This is a genomic window from Maribacter hydrothermalis (assembly GCF_001913155.1).
In the GTDB taxonomy this organism is placed as follows: domain Bacteria; phylum Bacteroidota; class Bacteroidia; order Flavobacteriales; family Flavobacteriaceae; genus Maribacter; species Maribacter hydrothermalis.
On record NZ_CP018760.1, the window covers coordinates 1875120 to 1896262 of the forward strand.

The window sequence follows — 21143 nt, forward strand, 5'->3', positions numbered from 1 at the left end:
TCAATAAAAAAGAAGCCCGAGTGTTTCAAGGTAGGTTTCTTTAATAAACGCTCTTAGCTTAAAAGAGTATCTTGTCACTTATTAACAATCTCCCATGCCCAATAACAATTCTTCTAAATCTTGGATTTCCATTCTTATTGAAATGGTAGAGGTCTTCTTTAACAGTGCCCGCCGGCGCGAAAGAAAAAGAATATGGCATCAACATGTAGTTCCATACAAAAATAACTGGGCAGTACGTCGTGAAGGCAACAAACGCATTACCTCTAAACATAGACTTCAAAATACCGCAATTAACAAAGCAAAAAAACTAGCTAGTAAATACAAGGCTGATGTCATCATCCATAGAGAAGATGGTACAATACGTGACCGAATAAATTTTGATTGATATTTAATGACAAACCTTTGCTACGAAGCTATTTCTTACAATTTTTTTCTTAACACAATATTCAATTTCTAAACAGTCCAACTAAACTAATAGAATACCATTGTCATCCAAATTCTAATTCCCTGTTAAACTTTAAAACAACAAGCATGGTCTTTTGAATTTATCCTTATTTTTAAATCTTGTACATGCGTAATGTACGATCAAACCAACATACTAAAACAAACTTAAATCATGAAAAAATTACCAGTTTTCTTCATGGCCTTTCTATTGGCCTTTACCTCATCTTTTTCATCTACCACCAAAACTTTACCTGAGCCCGAAAACACCTTTATTGGAAGTTGGACTATTGATGTCGTCGGTGGTGGTGTAGCTTGGTTAAAAGTACATGAAGAACAAGGAGTTCTAGATGCAGAATTATTATGGATCGGTGGTAGTGTTCTTCCTGTTTCCGATGTATACCTGGTTGATGAAAATACCCTTATCGTTACCCGTACTTCTGAAAATGAACTTAAAACCACTTCAGGAAAAGCGCGTACACACACAAGAACTTGGACCATGCGCATTACCAAAATTAATAATGCCATTGCTGGTACCATGACCGGGCCTGCTTGGGGAAAAACAGGCGAAAACATAAGTTATTTTACAGGTTCCCGTATGCCTGATGTAGGTCCAAAACCAGATTTAAGCACTATTAAGTTTGGAAAACCTATTAAACTTTTCAACGGTAAAAACTTGGACGGATGGAGAACCATTGACCCCAAAAGTCCAAACGGATTTAAGGTCGTAAACGGCACCATGCAAAACGACCCTGTACAACCAGAAAATGGAGAACATATCTATTATGGCAACCTGCGTACCAATCAAGAGTTTGAAGATTTTAATTTAAAGCTAGAGGTGAATGTCCCTAAAGGCAACAATAGCGGAGTTTATCTAAGAGGATTATATGAAATACAAGTGGTAGACTCTTATGGCCAGCCTCTTGATAGTCATAATATGGGTGCATTGTACAGTCGTGCTACACCGAGTGAAAATGCAGAAAAACCAGCTGGAGAGTGGCAAACTCTAGACATTACTTTGATAGACCGCCACGTAACAGTAATTTTAAACGGAAAAAAAATTGTTGATAATGTTGCTGCAGAAGGGCCAACAGGTGGAGCAATAAGCTCTGATGTTTTTGCTCCAGGGCCTATATATCTTCAAGGTGATCACGGTAATGTTGCTTATAGAAACATTGTTTTGACTCCAATACTAAAATAGTAAATCGAACGAAATCAGATTATAAATAACACCATATAACTAAATGGTGTTATTTATTTTCATGGCTTTTATATAAGCACAAACTTTCATTATAAACTAAAGACCATAGGGTCAATTTTACCTATTTTACCAGCTTATGAACAACAAACCGATTACCAAAAAACCATTACGCCTACTAACCACCATTGCAGTCGCAACTCTTTTTATACAATGTAAACCTGAAACTAAACCTGTTGTAAAAACAGTTAGTAATGAAACCATTTTAAAAGCACCTGAAGGATTTTCAGTGTCAGAAATTGGCAAAGATTTAGGAGCAGTTAGGCACCTGACGGTTGCTAAAAACGGAGACATATACGCCAACAGATCAGTGTTGAAAGATGGTAAAGCAATTATAGTTCTGAAAGATACCGACAATGACGGAAACATAGATGCACAACAAGAATTTGCCGAGGTGCCTGGTACGGGGATTTTAGCTACAGATACCTATTTGTATACTTCATCTAATTCTGCCATATTTCGATATCCTTTAAATAGTGCCCAAGAAATTATAGATACGAATTCGCCAGAAAAATTAATAGATAGTCTTATTGATATGGGAATGGACAATGCCAAGCCTTTTACGGTTGATAATGATAAAAACCTTTATGTTACCATTGGTTCGTGGAACGATGGCTGTAGAGATGGCAATGCTGGTATGATCCCATGTGCCATTTTAGATTCCGCCGGTGGTATATGGAAATTTAAAACGGATAAACTGAATCAGACTTTTTCCGATGGTTCACGATATGCAACGGGACTTAAAAATGCCGTTGGGCTTGACTGGAATTTTAAAACCAACTCCTTATTTGCAACTGATCATGGTCGTGGTGGATTGCATAATTTTTATCCTGATGTATTTACTCAAAAACAAGATGCTGAATTACCTTCGGAAACCTTATACGAAATAAAAGAAGGTGATAATGCCGGATGGCCAAAGTCCTATTACGACCATTTTAAAAACAAAAGAATGCTTGCGCCTGAATATGGTGGTGATGGTGAACAATTATCAGAAGATAATTATATAAATCCTGTTGCAGCATTCCCAGCACATTTAGGCCCAAATGACTTGCTTTTCTATACAGGAGATATGTTTCCTGATAAATATAAAAACGGAGCATTTATAGCATTTCACAATCAGTCTGCTGAGCTTAAAAAGGGCTTTTTTGTTGCCTTTGTTCCTTTTAAGGATGGAAAACCGAATGGCGATTGGGAACTATTCTTAGATAACTTTGCCGGATTTGATTTGGCTAACCCAGAAGGTGGTGAACTAAAACATCGCCCATGCGGATTAGCACAAGGACCAGACGGTGCTCTTTATGTGTGCGATGATTTTGGTGGAAGTATTTTTAAGGTTACTTATTAATTTCTTCACCTTTTAGAAATAAAAATTGCCCATCATAAACTGATGGGCAATTTTTGTTATTTATATATTCAATTGTAAAATTATTTAGCCCTTATATCCAATAAGGTATTTTAACTCGACTACTTAGCCGCTCCTTCAAAAATAGTGTTGAAAATAAGCTTATACGTTCCTCTAGGTTGTGCTCTAAACTGAGGTCTAAAAGCGAACAATACAACAGAACCTTTTCCGTATTTTGCCCTTACCATTGCCGGTTTTTTAGCAATGTATTTTTTTTCGCCCATTGCCCAACCGCTCATTAATAAATCTTTCTCCGCATAATTAGCAATTACTTCAACTTCTGGCGCCGGAGCATCTTTAATATCCTCTGTACCGCCTTCGCCTTTTTTATCTTGCTTATCAATCACGAATGCACGACTTTTATTGAAGGATACGGATACAGTATCTTGCATACCAAATGCTAATGGGTGTGTTGTGTCAAATCCTGTTTTTATCAATGAACCAGGAATAAAGAATTCCTTACTATCAGCACCTTCAGTAGCATCTTTCATAGGCAAGCCAAATTGTTCTATTACATAATTACTGGCCTCATCGAAAGCCATTAACGTACCGCCGTTTTTTACATAATTACTTAAGGCTACTGAGCCTTCTAGACCAATACCGCCTGTAAACTTCTCTGGCATTTCTAATGGAGAATTTCCATGTAAAATTGATTTTGGACGTTGCGATGGCAGTATTAACACATCATACTGAGATAAATCTTTTGTTTGAATGTCTTTATCGTGAAGGGTATCTGTTTCGAACTCATATTCATCCATGATAAAACGCGTCCATCCTTCATCCATATTAGAAACCCAGGATTTGTACAACCCTACCTTTGGTGCATGAATTTTCGTCATTTCTACTTTGGGCTCTGCAGATAATCCTATTACCTCTAAACCATATTCAGCGGCCAAATCATCTACAGATGCGCTTCCACCAGATACGATATACGAACCTGCCGGATATGTTGTTTTACCAGATTTGAACGATGCCTTAGTTTTATACGCCGTACCACCTGCTTTCAATACCTTGTTAGTTGCAATTACCGATGCATTGCTATTGGCACTTAACAAATATCCAAAGGAAGCGTTCCCCTTTACAGTTCCTTCATAATATGATGCTGCATCCGATACTTTTTCCGAAGCTATTTCAAAAGGTTCTGCAATTTTATCAACTGAAACTCCCATTTGCATTGGCAAGGTCCATCCGGCCAAATCATAAGGCGTATCTGGTGGGCCTCCTGGATATTGAAAACGGGTCGGATAATTTTGTTTTTCTAACAAATCCATCAAATAGGGTCTAAAAGCTTGTGCTGTGTAAATTACATATGAACCTGCTTCGTACTTTTTACCATTTGTCTCAAAATTCTTAGTGGCTTTTTCAATTTCTATTCCTCCTTTAAGCAATACATTCACCAAGTTCACAGATTCAAAAGCATCCCATTGTTCTTTCCCGATTACATATGCAAATGGACCTTCCTTTTTCGACTTTTCAATTGCCGAAGCTCCCATTTTATAAATGTTATGCAAGTAATTGCTCTTACGGTCAGCCGCTAGATCTAAGGTTGCCCAAGTAGCCGTCAACATATAATCTACTGCATCACGAAAATGAGATTCGCCTCCTTTCCAAGGGTCTGGATACATGATATCTGTGCCATCGGTTGGTGTGCCGCCGGCTACAGTTTTTGGTAATTTCTCTGGGTCGTAGAATCTTGGGGTTGGACTTGTGTGACCAACTTCTGTTAAAATGCCGATCATATTGTGGTAGTAAGGTACCGTACGCCCACCACCATTCCAGAACATAGTATAAAAATTATCAGCAATAGCGCCTGGCATATTCTCCAATGAAAATCTTTTGGTCATCGCAGAACCTACTTCACTTACACCCGCAGTAATTGCTGGATGAATTTTCGGGTTCACAGGATCTGCATAAGGAGGTAACGATATTTTTGTCCATGATGGTGAAGATTGGTGGTGGTTATAGACAATCTGTGGGTACCACTCGTTATATAAAATCTTGGTTACATTATACGTTTCTGGCATGGTATTCATAAACCAATCCCTGTTATTATCATGACCCATGTAGTAATGATATAAAATTGGCGGGCGAGATGTTTCATAGGCCGTACCCATATTTTTCCTATACCAATCAACAACAATATCCAACCCATCAGGATTCATGACGGGCATCAATATGGTAATGACATTATCCCTGATTTTTTTCATTTCCGTGGTTTCGGAAGTGGCTAAGGTATAAGCCAGTTCCGATGTCATTTGGCCATGTGCCAATTCGGTAGAATGCATTCCGCCATCTATCCAAACAATAGCTTTACCTTCTTCTGAAAGTTTTAAAGCTTCATCCTCTGTCACCTGAACACGAGCAAGTTTGGTACTAATATCTTTCCACTTATCTAGCTGCTTTAGATTTTCTTCACTAGAAATAAATAGGATATACATTTTCCTGCCAAGTACAGTTGTTCCTATTTCCATTTTTTTGACACGGTCAGAAGCGCCATCTAATTTAGATAGGTAATCTTCAATTTGGGTGTAATCGGCTAATTTGTAGTCTGCGCCGACCTTAAAACCATAAACATCTTCCGGAGAAGGTACATTTTGAGCCATCATCATTGGTAACCATGACATGACTAGTGCAATCGTCAGCAACGCGACTTTACACCTAGAGTTTTTTGTAATCATTTTTTGAATTAGTTTGTTTGAACTAGGAAATTAAGAAATAGTAAAGAGCTAAATAAATGTTACTTAGAAAGATTATGTTAAAAGAATTGTTAATTTCTATATTCTTCACGAAATAGGTCTTTAATTACCATGTTTTTAAAAAAGTATACAATAAACTACGTCGGAGCAATTAAATCTTGAATGTCGAGTAATCAAATAATTCTTACGGGTGTTGATATGATTCGTCGTATCTCACAATCAAGTTATTTATTGCAAACTACTATATCGAATATTTTAAATGGTTTTACGAATACTTAGATGAGAGGACTTACCAACCGAGCAAAATTCTCTTTTAAATAATCTATATTCTTACGTTGCTGAAATTTTTCTAAAGTAAGAACTTCGCTATCTTCTAAAAAGCCAAAAAACTGTTCTTTTAATTTCAAGGTCGTTTCTTCATGATACATTATTGCATTTACTTCGAAATTCTGCTCAAAACTCCGTATATCAAGATTAGCGGTGCCAATTGAACAAACCGTATCATCACTTAAAATTATTTTTGAATGCAAAAAACCTGGTTGGTACAAATAAATTTTGACCCCACTTTCTAATAAAGTTTCAAAATAAGAGCGTACAGCCCATTTTACAATTACTGAGTCTGATTTCTCAGGTACTATAATTCTAATATCCACTCCACTCATTGCGGCAGATTTAAGAGCCAATAATAAAGATTCAGGAGGTATTAAATAAGGATTCGCAATATACACGTAATCATCAGCTCCATTTATAATAGAAATATACTCATTTAAAATGGCTGCATATTTTAAATCTGGACCACTAGCTACAATTTGTGTAGGTACATTTTTCTTATACTCATATAAACAAAGAGCATTGGGTGTAAAGAGATTTTCTCCAGACACGAAATACCAATCGTTAAAAAAAATGAACTTTAAGAAGTTTACTGCCATTCCCTTTATTTGCAAATGTGTATCGGCCCAAGTACCTAACTTTTTATCACCGTACAGATATTTGTCGTCAATATTGATTCCCCCGGTAAAACCGATTTCATTGTCCACAACTAAAATCTTTCTATGATTTCTATAGTTGGTTCGTGCTAAAAAAACTAACCGGACTTTCTGAAAACAAAAAACTTTAGCGCCTGCTTGCTTTAATTTATTTATATAATCTTTGCTCAAAGACCAACTCCCTAGCCCATCATAAATAATATTGACGGTAACCCCCTCCTTTAATTTTCGAATAAATATCTGAGACAGCCTATCTGCTATTTTACCATTTTCGTAAATATAATATTCAATATAAATACTATTCTTTGCAGCTTCGCAAGCTTTAAAGATCGCTTCAAAAGTTTCTTCACCATTATTTAGAATTGTTACCTCGTTATTAAAAGTAAGTGGTGAATTATTAGCGTTTTCTAAAAAACTTATGAGCTTTTTATATTCACGTTGAATATTTACATCTTCAATTTTAAAAGGCTCAATATTATTCTTGTATTCTTTAAGAAAAGCTTTTATTTGTTTATCGTCAATTAACTCTTTTGCATTAAAAAGCTTAACTCTTCTTCGATTTAAACCGAAAGTAAAAAAGAGAGTTCCACCTAAAATCGGAATTGAAAATATGGTCATTAACCAAGCCCAAATTCGATATGGTTTATTTCCATCTTTCAACAACATATATAATGCTGTTAAATTGATGCCGGCGGTTAAAAAAATTAAAAATAATTGCCAAAGATTCATTATTCGTTCGGTGTTATAATGAAGCAAGGTAAATAAATATAAATTACAATTTGTTCCCATGCTTATCTCCTAACCACCAATAAGAACGTAAGGGCTTTTTAATACATTTAAATTTTTCAATAAACTGTTTATTTTACCGCTCTTTCATATCCTCTATTGAATTGATTAAAATTATAGTAAATAGAAGAAGTGTTGTAAGAGAATAAACCTGTATAAGAATTTAATTTTATATAAAATTATAAGGACTATAAGCTGAAAAATATGACTAATGAGAATAGGTGTTAGTTCATAACGTTTTGGGGAGGTTTTGTTTGGTCACACCTGCCGAGTTGAAAGGCCACCTGTACCGATAGCAAACGGGAGAGTTAGGTGCTCTTTGTTTCCATTGAATATCTTGTCTAGTAACTCGACATATTTAGCCAAGTTCCGGATATAAATACTGCATTTCATTAATTTAATTTTTCGCTTCAACCTTATGGAACGTGCATAAGCATCGCAATAAAACTATAGAAACAGAACCCAGTCTAATGTATTAAAGGTAAAACTTTTTGTTCCATAGGTCCCCTCATTATGGTTTCCAATTCGTTTATCTAAATCCTCTTGACATGCGTCTATTTAAAACTTGTTGAATGTTAAACTTGGCAGAATGTAGGTGTATGACGGCATATCTAAAAATAAAAATACTCCTTTAAATCCAAATGATTTAAAGGAGTTTTAATAGTGGTCCCACCTGGACTCGAACCAGGGACCACCTGATTATGAGTCAGGTGCTCTAACCAGCTGAGCTATAGGACCGGTAACAATTCTAAAATTGCTCCGTAAACCTCTATTTCGATTTAAACCGATAAAGACTGGTGCTCAAACCAGCAGTTACAGAACTCGCGAATTGCGGATGCAATATTACTACTTATTTTTAACTGACACAAACAAAATAATGCTTACTCCCTGATTTCTTGACATAACTCTACTAACACCCCGTTGGCGGTCTTTGGATGAACAAAGGCTACTAGCTTATTATCAGCACCTTTTTTAGGTTTTTCATTCAGTAGCGTAAAGCCTTCTTTCTTTAAGCGTTCCATTTCTGTAATGATGTCTTCAACCTCGAAAGCAACATGATGTATTCCTTCTCCTTTTTTCTCTAAAAATTTGGCAATAGGTCCTTCTGGGTCTGTCGATGCCAATAATTCTATCTTATTAGGTCCGTTTTGAAAGAAAGAAGTCATTACACCTTCCGATGCTACTTCCTCTTGTTTATAGGGAGCTACACCCAATAATTTTTCGAAAAGCGCATTAGAATTTTCCATGTTCTTCACAGCAATTCCTAAATGTTCAATCTTTTTCATGTCTTATTTACTTCAGAGTGCATTATATAGGGGTTAAGATACATTTTAATATGTATTTTTGCAGTATGGAAACGCAAAGACAACGAAAGATAGCTGGGGTCATACAAAAAGATATTGTAGATATTCTGCAAAAAGCTGCCATTGATGGCGGGCTACGCAACACCCTAATATCAGTGTCTAAAGTTGCAGTGACTACCGATTTATCTATCGCAAAAGTATACCTAAGCATTTTTCCTAATGATAAAGCGGGAGAATTAATGGAAGGGATAAAATCTAACCAGCCGCTTATTAAACACGAACTTTCTCAACGCACGCGTAATCAATTACGAAGAGTGCCGGAGTTATTATTCTACCTAGATGATTCTTTAGATTACATTGAGAAAATTGAAAAGTCATTAAAGCGCGAAGAGAACCCTATAGAAAATAGAGATTTGTTACCTAAACGTAAAAAGTCCTGATCGGTTGAATTTTCCTCTATATATCGCTAAACGGTACGTGCGCTCTAAAAGCACGCAGAACGCGGTAAATATTATTAATTTTATCACCTTTTTAGTAATTGTTATTGGTTCTGCAGCATTATTTATTGTGCTTTCAGCTTTCGCAGGATTAAAAAATTTTAGTCTTTCTTTTACCGAATCTTTTGATCCAGATTTAAAAGCTTCTCCCATAACCGGAAAGATTTTTACCCTTACTCCAGAACAAGAACAACGACTACAATCTGTAGACGGACTAGCATTTTACTCCAAAGAGCTTGAAGAAAAAGTCTCTCTAGAGCACCGAGGAAAAAATCATATTGCTTATATAAAAGGCATCGATAGTAATTACACCAAAGTTACGGGTGTTGACAGTACGCTTTATATTGGCGACTGGACAGTTAATGAATCTCAAGTAGTATCTGGTTTAGGAATAGCCAATATTTTAGGGGTAACTATAAATCAATTTCGAAGTCCCATGCAGATTTATGCTTTTAAACCAGGTAAGGGATCAATATCACAACAAAGTATTTCATCACTTTATAATCAATTGCCTATGGTTATTGGTGGTGTGTATGCCGTGGAAGCAGATTTAGACAATAAATATGTTTTTGCCGATTTAAGATTAACACAGGCATTGTTAGAAAAAGACTCGCTTTCCATTTCTGGAATTAATTTTAAGATGGATGAAGGTGTAGAACCAAGTTCTGTACGCTCAGAAATTCAATCTATTTTAGGATCGGGTGTTAAACTTAAGAATAGACAACAGCTAAATAGCACGCTCTATAAAATGTTGAATACTGAAAATGTGGCCACCTATCTCATATTTACATTAGTGCTTATTATCGCGCTTTTTAATGTGGTAGGCGCTATTATCATGATGATTTTAGACAAACAACAGAATTCTAAAACGCTTTATAGTTTAGGTACTACTATAAAAGAATTGCGTAGAATTTACTTTGTACAAGGAATCCTCGTTACTGGTTTTGGCGGATTAATTGGTGTCTTAATAGGTGTACTAATCGTATGGTCTCAACTTGCTTTTAGTTGGTTGAAAATAACCCCGTCATTGGCGTATCCTGTGAAATTTGAATTTATAAATATTGTTATTGTACTTGCTACTATTATTGTACTAGGCATTATTGCTTCTAAAATTGCCAGTAGCCGTATCAATAAAAAATTAGTGGACCTTTAGAAAGTAGAAAACTCGTGGTCTCCAAACTTTTGCATCACCTCATCAAAAGCTGCAAAAACTGAAGCCGAATCATCACTAGTCACCATTTTCATGCGATACTCCTTAAAATTAGGAATGCCCTTAAAATAGTTGGTGTAATGTCTGCGGGTTTCAAAAACACCTAATATTTCCCCTTTCCAATCTATAGACATTTGTAAATGACGGCGAGCGGCATCTACACGTTCTTCCATAGTTGGTGGAGCTAAATGTGTTCCTGTTTCAAAAAAATGTTTTATTTCCCTAAATATCCAAGGGTAACCTATACTTGCACGACCAATCATGGCGCCGTCTAGCCCGTATTCATCACGCATTTTTAAAGCTGCTTCTGGCGTATCAACATCACCGTTGCCAAATACAGGTATATGCATTCTGGGGTTGTTCTTCACCTCTCTAATTGGGTTCCAATCTGCACTTCCCTTATACATTTGTGCACGGGTTCTACCATGAATTGAAATTGCTGCACAACCTACATCTTGTAACCGCTCTGCAACCTCAACAATTTTTATTGAATCATCATCCCAACCCAATCTTGTTTTTACTGTAATTGGTAGGTTGCTATGTTCTACCATAGCCTTGGTCAATGAGACCATTAAATCAATATCTTTTAATATTCCAGCTCCTGCCCCTCTAGAAACTACTTTCTTTACAGGACAGCCAAAATTAATATCTATGATATCTGGTTTAGATTTCTCTACAATCTCTACGGATTGTAGCATACTCTCCAAATTAGCTCCAAATATTTGTATACCTACCGGACGTTCCTTTTCGTATATATCTAACTTCATGACACTCTTTGCAGCATCACGTATTAATCCTTCCGACGAAATAAATTCTGTATACACGACATCAGCTCCTTGCTCTTTACAAAGGGCACGAAATGGCGGGTCGCTCACATCTTCCATTGGTGCTAAAAGCAGCGGGAAATCAGGCAGTTGTATGTCTCCTATTTTGGGCACTGGCGTATTTTAATTTTGGGTTGCAAAGTTATATAAAAATACGACAAGGGCATTATGTTGATTATTGGATAAAACTTAAGGTTTTAAATAGTATTCTTAACTATTGAAAAGCTTATTTATAGAAAGAATGTAAATTAGTGTCCGATTTGGTCTTTGAGTACGATCAGACTGTATTTTTATCACCTAGAGAACTAATTTATAACATGTCTGACATTTCTATTTTTAACGACACCTTTGAATTGTGGTTAACACTTTTGGGACCCTTAGCTTTGTTCCTGTTATTAGGCTGGTTTTTTAGGTCTGCCGGAAAAAGGAGAACTGCGAAAATATTCTTTTACTTTGCTTTATTCTATGTGACTCTTCTTATAATTCTGTCGCTTATTCTAATTTCAGGATAATGATGACCATACCTTTTGAGCCTATTGTATTCGATATAAAACTTAACATACATCTCATATTAGAATATCTGGCGTTCTTTGTCGGATTCAGATACTATGTTTTTCTACGTAAAAGAAGTACAGATGTCATTTCATCTAACAACCGGCTCTCCATAATAATAGGTGCTGTTTTTGGGGCTTTGTTTCTCTCTAGGGTAATTGCTTTTTTTGAAAATCCCGTAGCTCACTTACAAGAAGATTGGCTTTATAATTTGAACAATAAAACCATAATAGGCGGACTATTTGGTGGTCTACTTGGTGTGGAGCTTGCCAAGAAGATTATTGGGGAGAAACATTCTTCTGGAGACTTATTTACATTACCCATTATACTAGGCATTATCATTGGAAGAATTGGATGTTTTTTGTCGGGCATAAAAGAGTTTACCTATGGAAAAGAAACTTCTTTTTTTACGGGTATGGATTTGGGTGACGGAATTACTAGGCACCCCATTGCGTTGTATGAAGTGGTATTCTTGATTATTCTTTTTATTATCATCCGAAGTTTACAAAAATCGAATAGGACTTTTAAAAACGGAGATCTTTTTAAGCTCTTTATGGTAGCTTATTTTACCCTTCGTTTCTGTATCGAGTTTATAAAACCCAACAGTTTTTATACCCTTTGTCTAAGCAGCATTCAACTATTATGTTTAATTTGTTTGGTTTACTACCATAAATTCATCCTACGGGGAATTACATATGTCCGAAAAAAATTACACCTATTATGATTTTACGTTAAGCCTTTGCCCGGAATGTTTACGACGGGTAGATGCTAAAATCGTTTTTGAAAACGAAAAGGTATACATGCTTAAAAATTGTAAAGAGCACGGTAGATCTAAAGTGCTTATCGCTGATGATATTGCATATTATAAGAATATAAGAAACTATAATAAGGCGTCTGAATACCCCAAAACATTCAATACAAAAACGCATTATGGTTGCCCTTATGATTGCGGATTGTGCCCTGATCATGAACAGCATTCTTGCCTTACGGTTATTGAACTAACCGATCGTTGTAATCTTACTTGCCCAACTTGTTATGCTGGTTCTTCACCAACTTATGGCAGACATAGATCCCTTGAGGAAATAAAGAAAATGCTCGATGTTATTGTGAAAAATGAAGGTGAGCCAGATGTGGTGCAGCTTAGTGGTGGTGAACCTACCATACACCCTAATTTCTTTGAAATTCTAGATTACGCAAAATCACTCCCCATTCGGCATTTAATGTTGAATACCAACGGAATAAAAATTGCCAAGGATTTTGAATTTGCTAAGCGATTAGCCACCTATGCACCAGATTTTGAAGTGTATTTACAGTTCGATTCGTTAGACAATAAAGTGCTGCAAACCTTACGCGGAGCAGACCTAGCCGATGTTCGTTTAAAAGCTTTAGAACACCTTAACAAATTGAACCTTTCTACGACTCTTGTAGTCGTGCTACAAAAAGGGTTGAATGACCACGAAATGGGAAGTACTATAGATTTTGCACTCAAGCAAAAATGTGTACGCGGCGTTACTTTTCAACCTACGCAAATAGCAGGTCGTTTAGATAATTTTGAAGTGGATGAAAACCGTATCACCTTAACAGAAGTACGAAGAAAAATACTAGAGCAGTCCCCTATTTTTGAGTCGGACGATTTAATACCTGTGCCCTGTAACCCCGATGCCTTGGTAATGGCTTATGCTTTAAAATTGGGCGATGAAGTAAATCCACTTACACGATTCATTAACCCTGATGATTTACTAAACGAAGGAAAAAACACCATTATTTACGAGCAAGACGAGCAGTTACATGGTAAAATGATTGAACTTTTTAGCACGGGAAATTCCGTTGAAAAAGCATCTGAAAATTTAAAGAGTATTATGTGCTGCCTGCCAGAAATTGATGCGCCAGAGCTTGGATATGATAATTTGTTTCGTATCATTATTATGCAATTTATAGATGCCCATAATTTTGATGTACGTGCTATTAAAAAATCGTGCGTGCACATTGTAAATAAGGATTATAAAATCATCCCGTTTGAAACTATGAACCTGTTTTACAGAGATGATAAAATTGAACGACTTAAAGAACTACAAAACGAAATATTATGATGTTAGAAGTTGGAAATCTAGACGGCCTTTTTGCTTTAATTCTTCTTATAATGTTTGGTCCTGCCCTTTTATTTATAATTATCGGAGCCATTTTGTTATCCAAACAAAAGAAAAAGGCCGGTAAAGTTTTTATGATATTGGCAGGTGTTTATTGCCTAATAAGCCTTGGTATATGCGGTACAATGATGGCATAATAGCTATTATAAACGCTTACCTTCATCCGTGCTCTTTCTCTTAGAATTATCGCGAATTTTTGTATTACCAAACTTGTACCTGAAACCAAAGACCAATAATCTGTTTTCTGATCTTGTATTTACAATAGTGCTCTGTTCAAGATAATCTCTTGTTGAGATTGTATTTCCCGTATTAAAAATATCCTCAACACCTAGAGAAATGCTTGCATCCTTATTCCAAAATGTTTTTCTAAGAGATACTCCCAATTTACTATTAGAATCAAAAGTGGCGTTACCATAAATATATGGCGAAAAATAAATAAAGGTAATATCTGCATACAACGATTTATCCTTTAACAAGGTAAAGTAATTATTGGCGCGTATCAACGTGGTCCAAATAGAGTTCTCTTGTATTGTATTTGTACTTAAATCCGTAAAACTATCCTTATCGCGATAGTGGCTAACAAGAAAATATAAGTACCAATAATCTGTTAATTCTTTTGATACACTAACATCAACACCATAAAAATAATTAGTCTCTAAATTTATAACTTGTGTACTAAGTATGTTAGTGGCATTATCTTGCGTTATTTGTTGTACCTGCTCATTAGATTTTTTAGTGGCGAATAACACCACTTTATAATCGCGGTCGTATACATAATCAAATTGGATATCATCGCTATAAGCAGGTTTTAAATTAGGATTACCTTCATATATAGAATTTGCAGATAGGTAAAATTGAAAAGGATTAATAGTACTGTACCTGGGTCTGGTAATCCGTCTAAAATACTTAAGGTAATACGCATTTTTATTTGACGTATATGATAAAGCCATATTAGGGAAAAAATCTAAATAAGAGTTTGTGTTTAATGCGGTAGATATGTTTAAATCTCCTTTTGTATCGGTATACTCCGAACGCAAACCTAAATTTAATTTCCAATCTTCCCAGTTACTGTTCAATGTTAAATAACCTGCATAAATTTGTTCATCATACTTAAATAAACCCGAATCCGTTGGGTTAAATCCGTCTACCGAATCATTAAAACCAGACTGCGTTATACTTGCCTGGGAATTAATAGTTGCTACTCTTAAACCTGTTTCCATTATAGATTGTTTTGATAATGGCAGTGTAAGATCTGTTTGTGCACTAAAAAGATTTATAATTTGATCAGACCAAACTCTTAATGTATTTTCTGAGGTATTGTCGGTAAAACCTTGTACAATGTTATTATTCAATACTTGTTTCCGCTTAGAATCGTAATAGGTATAATGTACATTAGTAGATAACTCCGCACCTTTATCATTTAACTTATGTACCCAATCTAAATAGTTAGATGAGTTGTAATTATCGTTTTTTAGTTCGTTGTGGCCATTTAACTGTGCGGTTAAATCTCCATTAATCGTATTAATATCCGTACTTGCAAAATTATTTCCTGTTCCGTTTGGTAATAAGCTAGAAGTAGAGGAAAGACTTATTGTATTCTTGTCGTTCAATTGTAAATCTAAAAAAAGATTAATGTTGTGACTTTTTTCTTTATTGATCAATTTTTGTTCTGAAGTCCAAACTTCACTTTTTTGTCCATTTTCAAAAAAAGAGGTAATGTCTGTAAATCTACTCCAATTTCTATTATGGCTAAAACTATAGTTGGCAGAGAAGTCTATTTTTTTTCCCTTGAAAAAATGGTCAGTACCTATGGTATGTTTGGGTAATACCCCTTGCGTATATCTATTAAAGACAGCTCCATTATAACCTGCAACCAAGTTTTTTTTCATTTTAATATCAATAAGTAATCCTCCTTCAGCACTATATTTTGCTGGAGGGCTTGTAATTACTTCAATAGATTGTACATTGCTTGCAGAACTACCGGTAAGGAGGTTTATGATATCTTCTTCGGGTAAATTAACTAGCTTACCATTGATCATGACATTTACATTTGGACTGCCATTTATGTATAAACGGTTATTCATTACCATTACTCCTGGGGTGCGTTTTAGAACATCCCAAATATCACTATCTGATAATGACGTATTCTCGATATTAAAAATGTGACGGTCTGCCAACTGTTTTAGCACTGGTTTTTTTTGAGTAACCACGACTTCATCTAGCTCCTGAGCATTTTGAATAATAAGTGGATTAATTTCAATATCTGTAGACAATTGAATTATTTCACTTTCTACCGTATTGCCTATATAACTAGCTACTATTTTATATTTTTCTTTTTTAAATACGACAAATTCATAAATACCTTCTTCATCGGTAGTTGTACCCTTAATAAAATCTCCCCCCCCAGACAGTAGCAATACATTTACCAAAGCTATTGGCTTTTGGTCATTATCTATGACTAAACCTTTTATCTTATATTCTTGTGAATAAGTAATTGAAATAAATAAGCAAATAAAAAATGCAGTAATAAAATTCCTATTCATGTAGTTAGTCTGTTGTAGGAATTAAATGTAGGAAAGTAAATCCGAATTGCCTTACGTAAATGTTAATATTTTAACAAGAAACATTAATTTTGAATTAATTTTCTAGTCGTTCTCGTTCTGTTTTTTCAATGCTGCGGTCGTTGTCTTCAAGTCTGAAATTTCCAAAATTATATGTGAATCCAAATTTAACGTATTGCGTTTCGGGTACAGTTAAATAGCTATTGTTTTGATTCAAGTACCTTGAGGAAATATAAGCATTGTATTTACCCAAAAGGTCATTAGCGCTTATACTAAATACCGCTCTGTTCTTTAAAAATGATTTTCTAAGGCCTAACGTTAAATTAATTGATTCCTCTTGTAGATATGAACCTTGTAAGAATCCAGATAAATAGGTGAAGCCCAATTCACCCTTAAAAGTACCATCTTTAGAAATCGTTAAATAGTTTGTCAAATCTATATATGCTCCATTATACTCATTCTTAAAAGAATAAGGAGTGCTCTGTAATGCTATAAATGTTTCGTCTTCATGAAACAAAGAAATGTAACTATAGAGGTACCAATTATTGCTAATTGATTTACCATAGGTGAAATCTAAACCAAATGATGTGCTTTCAAGAACATTTTGAGTAATATCTCTTAAAACTAAATTTTCGTTGTCCTGAAAAGTTAATGTTGAGATATATTGACCATTATCCCTATAATAAAAATCGAAAAAGTATTCTTGATTAAGTGTGTAGTTAAAATTAAAGTTATGGCTAAAACTTGGCAAAAGATTAGGATTCCCCTCTACAAAAGTTCGTTCATTAATATATGTTCTAAACGGATTTAAATCTTCGTACCTAGGGCGTTGTAATTTTCTAGAATAGTCAAAAGAAAGACTATTATTCTCATTAATATTATGAAGTATGTATAACGAAGGAAACAACTCCAAATACTTAAGGTTATTAATATTGGTTACGTTTTGCGAAATACCTGTACTCTCTGTCTGCTCTGCTCTTAACCCCGATTTTAAAGTCCACTTTTTCCAGTCTTTTGAAAAACTAAAATAGGCAGCATAAACACGTTCATCATAATTATAATCATCGGACAAGTTTGGAATAAATTCAGAACCATTATTACGTAAAAAATAGTCTAGCTTACTTTCAGAATTTATAAAGGAACCTTTTACTCCCGTTTCTAAAAACACAGTTCCTACATAATCGTTATAATCTACTTGGGCTGTTTTAATTTCAATTTGTTGGTCCACATTTGTAGCAAAATTAAAATCGCGTATAAAAGATCCATCAGGCAAAAAATAATTAGAATTTACATTCTGTGTTCTCATAAGGTCAAAATAAGTGTAATGGGCATTTACATTTAAATTACCTTGATTTTTAAATTTATGTTTAAAGGTTAGATCGCCAGAAATATTGTTCTTTTTTTCATTTAAAAAACTCCCTGTGGTAAATGTAGAATCTAAAACATTTAATCCATTTTTTATCGTGGTATTCTGAAAAAAATCTGATTCTTTTTTAGGTTGTAACTGGGCATTAGTAGTTAAACTAAGTGTATTCTTGTCATCAAATTCATAATCTATTACCAGGCCTACACTGTGCGTATTACTACGTATTATTTGGTCAAAATCTGTGTCCCAAATAGAAAATATACCTGTTTCATTTAAATAATTGGTGTTATTTAAAGTATTAACGAATTCCTTTTTTGGAATAAAAGTATAGCTCGCATTCAAATTTAATTTATCCGTTTTATAAAAATGAGAAGTGCCAAAATTGTATTTCGGAAATACACCTTGCGTATACCCGGCACTTATATTCCCTTTATAGCCCACAGATAAATTTTTACTGGTGACAATATTTAAAATGGAGCCGCCTTCTGCATCATAACTTGCTGGTGGATTATAAATAACCTCAACCGACTTTATATTTTCCCCCTGGTAATTTTCTAAAAGATTCCGAACCTCTTCTGATGATAGTTGTACTTTACGATTATTTATATAAACCGTAGTTGCTTGGTTACGTACTTTTAACTCGTCATTCATAACAATGACTCCTGGAGTTTGGCGTAAAATGTCCCAAGAATTATTTTGCGATATCACCGTGTTTTCAACATTAAAAACAATGCGATCTACCTTTTTTTCCACAACTGGTCGGTTACTTATTACAGTTACTTCATTAAGTGCTTGCGCTTGTTGCTCTATAATTACAGCACCAATTTTAGTGTCCCTTAAAATCTCTAAGGCAAGATTATTGGACATTTGTCCTACATAGGATGCTTTTAAAAAGTATAGCCCTTCCGGTATATTAGAAATTGAGAAATTGCCGTTCTCGTCTGCTGAGGATCCTTTAACCAATACAGAATCTGTTACGGTTAATAAAAAAACAGAAGCAAACGCTACCGGTTCTTGAAATTGGTCTTTTACCTCGCCTTTTAACTCGTAGGTTTGACCAAAAGCACCTTGTGTTATGCTAAAGGTTAACAACAGAAAAGCAAATAGTAGTCTCAATAGTAGCTTGGGTTGAATTCAAATCTAATTAAAAATTAGTTGTAATCCTTTACATTTTTTGTAATCTAAAGAAAAGATGACAACAATAAATTGGCGATTACACTAAGGCTTAGCGCTATAAATTAGATTATATTTGCAATTGCTTTTTAACGCCGAGCACTGTTTTTGGTTTAAAACTGCTACATTATACTGTTATTGTTATGAAAAACATTAGAAATTTCTGCATAATTGCACATATTGACCACGGTAAAAGTACCCTGGCCGACAGACTATTAGAGTTTACCGGTTCGGTTACCGATCGCGAGAAAAAAGAGCAATTATTAGACAGTATGGATCTTGAAAGAGAGCGTGGTATTACCATAAAAAGTCATGCCATACAAATGGATTATACCTATAAGGGAGAGCAATATGTTTTAAACTTAATTGATACCCCAGGACACGTAGATTTCTCTTACGAGGTTTCAAGATCTATTGCAGCATGCGAAGGTGCTCTTTTAGTAGTAGATGCTGCACAGAGTATACAAGCACAAACAATTTCTAACCTGTACCTGGCTTTAGAAAATGACTTAGAAATAATTCCGGTTTTAAATAAAGTAGATTTACCTAGTGCCAACCCAGAAGAAGTTACAGATGATATCGTTGACCTTTTAGGTTGTAACGCTGATGAGGTAATACCTGCATCTGCAAAAACAGGTATTGGTATTGAAGAAATATTATCGGCTATTATAGAACGTATTCCTGCACCAAAGGGAAACCCTGATGAGGCTCTACAGGCTCTTGTGTTCGATTCTGTTTATAACCCTTTTAGAGGGGTTGAAACCTATTTTAGAGTTATAAATGGAGAAATTAAAAAGGGCCAAAAAATAAAATTCGTAGCTACGGACAAAGACTATTATGCTGATGAAGTAGGTACTTTAAAATTATCTCAAGTAGTTAAAAAAAGTGTCAAAGCCGGGGATGTAGGTTATTTAATTACAGGAATTAAAGATGCCCGGGAAGTTAAAGTTGGTGATACTATTACAGATGCCGACAACCCTACTAAAAACCCAATTGGAGGTTTTGAAGATGTAAAACCAATGGTGTTTGCAGGTATTTACCCTGTTGATACCGATGAGTTTGAAGAATTACGTTCTTCAATGGAAAAATTGCAATTGAATGATGCTTCTCTTGTCTTTGCTCCAGAAAGCAGTGCTGCCCTTGGTTTTGGATTTAGATGTGGTTTCTTAGGAATGCTGCACATGGAAATTATTCAAGAGCGTTTAGAACGAGAATTTAATATGACGGTTATTACTACGGTACCCAACGTTAGCTACCACGCATTTACACGCAAGAATCCCGAAACTCCTATTATTGTAAACAACCCTAGTGATTTACCCGATCCTTCTAGTATTGATCATGTTGAAGAACCTTATATAAAAGCTACGATTATTACAAAGGCCGACTTTGTTGGTAACGTAATGTCATTGTGTATTGAAAAACGTGGCGTAATCACCAACCAAACGTATTTAACCACCGAGCGTGTTGAACTTAATTTTGATATGCCTTTGGCAGAAATAGTTTTTGATTTTTATGATCGATTAAAAACCGTTTCTAAAGGCTATGCCTCTTTCGACTATACACCACTAGGAATGCGTCCTTCCAAGCTAGTCCGGGTAGATATTTTACTAAATGCACAGCCCGTAGATGCTCTTTCGGCATTACTACATGCCGATAATGCAGTAACTATAGGTAAAAAGATTTGCTCCAAACTAAAGGAATTGATACCAAGACAACAATTTGATATTCCTATACAAGCTGCTATTGGCGCAAAAATTATATCAAGAGAAACAACTAAAGCATTACGTAAAGATGTTACCGCAAAATGTTATGGTGGCGATATATCTCGTAAACGTAAACTTCTTGAAAAACAAAAGAAAGGTAAAAAACGTATGCGTCAAGTAGGTAATGTAGAAGTACCACAAGAAGCTTTTATGGCCGTATTAAAACTTAACGACTAA

General features: G+C 35.0%; 15 protein-coding genes and 1 tRNA gene. 9 read left to right on the forward strand and 7 right to left on the reverse strand.

Features of this window, described 5'->3' with window-relative positions; translation table 11 throughout:
- The first annotated feature begins 94 nt into the window (after positions 1-94).
- The 3 genes from BTR34_RS08080 to BTR34_RS08090 all read left to right on the forward strand — a co-directional run bounded on the left by BTR34_RS08080 (position 95) and on the right by BTR34_RS08090 (position 3044).
- Complete coding sequence (locus BTR34_RS08080; RefSeq protein WP_082960200.1) at positions 95-385, forward strand: DUF2188 domain-containing protein; 291 nt, start codon at positions 95-97, stop codon at positions 383-385.
- 231 nt (positions 386-616) lie between these two features.
- Positions 617-1642 carry a 3-keto-disaccharide hydrolase gene (locus BTR34_RS08085; protein WP_197496182.1) on the forward strand — a complete coding sequence of 342 codons (1026 nt, stop codon included), beginning with the start codon at positions 617-619 and terminating at the stop codon, positions 1640-1642.
- A gap of 136 nt (positions 1643-1778) precedes the next feature.
- Positions 1779-3044 (forward strand): PQQ-dependent sugar dehydrogenase, encoded by a 1266-nt coding sequence (locus tag BTR34_RS08090; RefSeq protein ID WP_068485667.1) that lies wholly within the window; start codon positions 1779-1781, stop codon positions 3042-3044.
- A gap of 119 nt (positions 3045-3163) precedes the next feature.
- Here BTR34_RS08090 and BTR34_RS08095 read toward each other — a convergent pair whose 3' ends face one another.
- From BTR34_RS08095 to mce, 4 genes are all read right to left on the reverse strand, one after another.
- Positions 3164-5779, reverse strand: coding sequence for a M14 family metallopeptidase (locus BTR34_RS08095; RefSeq protein ID WP_068485669.1), 2616 nt, complete (start codon positions 5777-5779; stop codon positions 3164-3166).
- A gap of 293 nt (positions 5780-6072) precedes the next feature.
- Positions 6073-7572, reverse strand: a complete 1500-nt coding sequence (gene cls, locus BTR34_RS08100; protein ID WP_082960201.1) for a cardiolipin synthase — start codon at positions 7570-7572, stop codon at positions 6073-6075.
- A gap of 661 nt (positions 7573-8233) precedes the next feature.
- A tRNA-Ile gene (locus BTR34_RS08105) sits at positions 8234-8307 on the reverse strand.
- Between the two features lie 143 nt (positions 8308-8450).
- The gene (gene mce, locus BTR34_RS08110) at positions 8451-8855 is read right to left on the reverse strand and encodes a methylmalonyl-CoA epimerase (RefSeq protein ID WP_068485674.1); all 405 of its coding nucleotides are present in this window, start codon (positions 8853-8855) and stop codon (positions 8451-8453) included.
- A 65-nt stretch (positions 8856-8920) separates the two neighbouring features.
- On the opposite strand from mce, the gene rbfA reads away from it, so the two are divergent.
- Both rbfA and BTR34_RS08120 read left to right on the forward strand, forming a co-directional pair.
- Positions 8921-9313: a 30S ribosome-binding factor RbfA gene (gene rbfA / locus BTR34_RS08115; protein ID WP_068485676.1), complete on the forward strand. Its 393-nt coding sequence runs from the start codon at positions 8921-8923 to the stop codon at positions 9311-9313.
- 4 nt (positions 9314-9317) lie between these two features.
- Positions 9318-10523 carry an ABC transporter permease gene (locus BTR34_RS08120; protein ID WP_068485678.1) on the forward strand — a complete coding sequence of 402 codons (1206 nt, stop codon included), beginning with the start codon at positions 9318-9320 and terminating at the stop codon, positions 10521-10523.
- Here BTR34_RS08120 and dusB read toward each other — a convergent pair.
- Positions 10520-11518, reverse strand: coding sequence for a tRNA dihydrouridine synthase DusB (dusB, locus tag BTR34_RS08125; RefSeq protein ID WP_068485679.1), 999 nt, complete (start codon positions 11516-11518; stop codon positions 10520-10522). The two genes, BTR34_RS08120 and dusB, sit on opposite strands and share 4 nt — an antisense overlap.
- Before the next feature lie 397 nt (positions 11519-11915).
- Here dusB and BTR34_RS08130 point away from each other — a divergent pair, with 397 nt between their 5' ends.
- The 3 genes from BTR34_RS08130 to BTR34_RS08140 are packed head-to-tail and all read left to right on the forward strand — an operon-like array spanning position 11916 to position 14240.
- Positions 11916-12680 (forward strand): prolipoprotein diacylglyceryl transferase family protein, encoded by a 765-nt coding sequence (locus BTR34_RS08130; protein ID WP_235843242.1) that lies wholly within the window; start codon positions 11916-11918, stop codon positions 12678-12680.
- Positions 12652-14046, forward strand: a complete 1395-nt coding sequence (locus BTR34_RS08135) for a radical SAM protein (RefSeq protein WP_068485681.1) — start codon at positions 12652-12654, stop codon at positions 14044-14046. Before BTR34_RS08130 ends, BTR34_RS08135 begins: the two co-directional genes overlap by 29 nt.
- Complete coding sequence (locus BTR34_RS08140; RefSeq protein ID WP_068485683.1) at positions 14043-14240, forward strand: hypothetical protein; 198 nt, start codon at positions 14043-14045, stop codon at positions 14238-14240. The genes BTR34_RS08135 and BTR34_RS08140 overlap by 4 nt, the downstream gene beginning before the upstream one ends.
- Positions 14241-14246: 6 nt before the next feature.
- On the opposite strand, the gene BTR34_RS08145 is transcribed toward BTR34_RS08140, so the two are convergent.
- A complete protein-coding gene (locus tag BTR34_RS08145) occupies positions 14247-16646 on the reverse strand; it encodes an outer membrane beta-barrel family protein (protein WP_068485684.1) in 2400 nt (799 codons plus the stop codon).
- A 94-nt stretch (positions 16647-16740) separates the two neighbouring features.
- The gene (locus BTR34_RS08150) at positions 16741-19146 is read right to left on the reverse strand and encodes an outer membrane beta-barrel family protein (protein ID WP_068485686.1); all 2406 of its coding nucleotides are present in this window, start codon (positions 19144-19146) and stop codon (positions 16741-16743) included.
- Positions 19147-19346: 200 nt separating this feature from the next.
- On the opposite strand from BTR34_RS08150, the gene lepA reads away from it, so the two are divergent.
- Entirely contained in the window at positions 19347-21143 is a 1797-nt protein-coding gene (lepA, locus tag BTR34_RS08155) for a translation elongation factor 4 (RefSeq protein ID WP_068485688.1), read from the forward strand.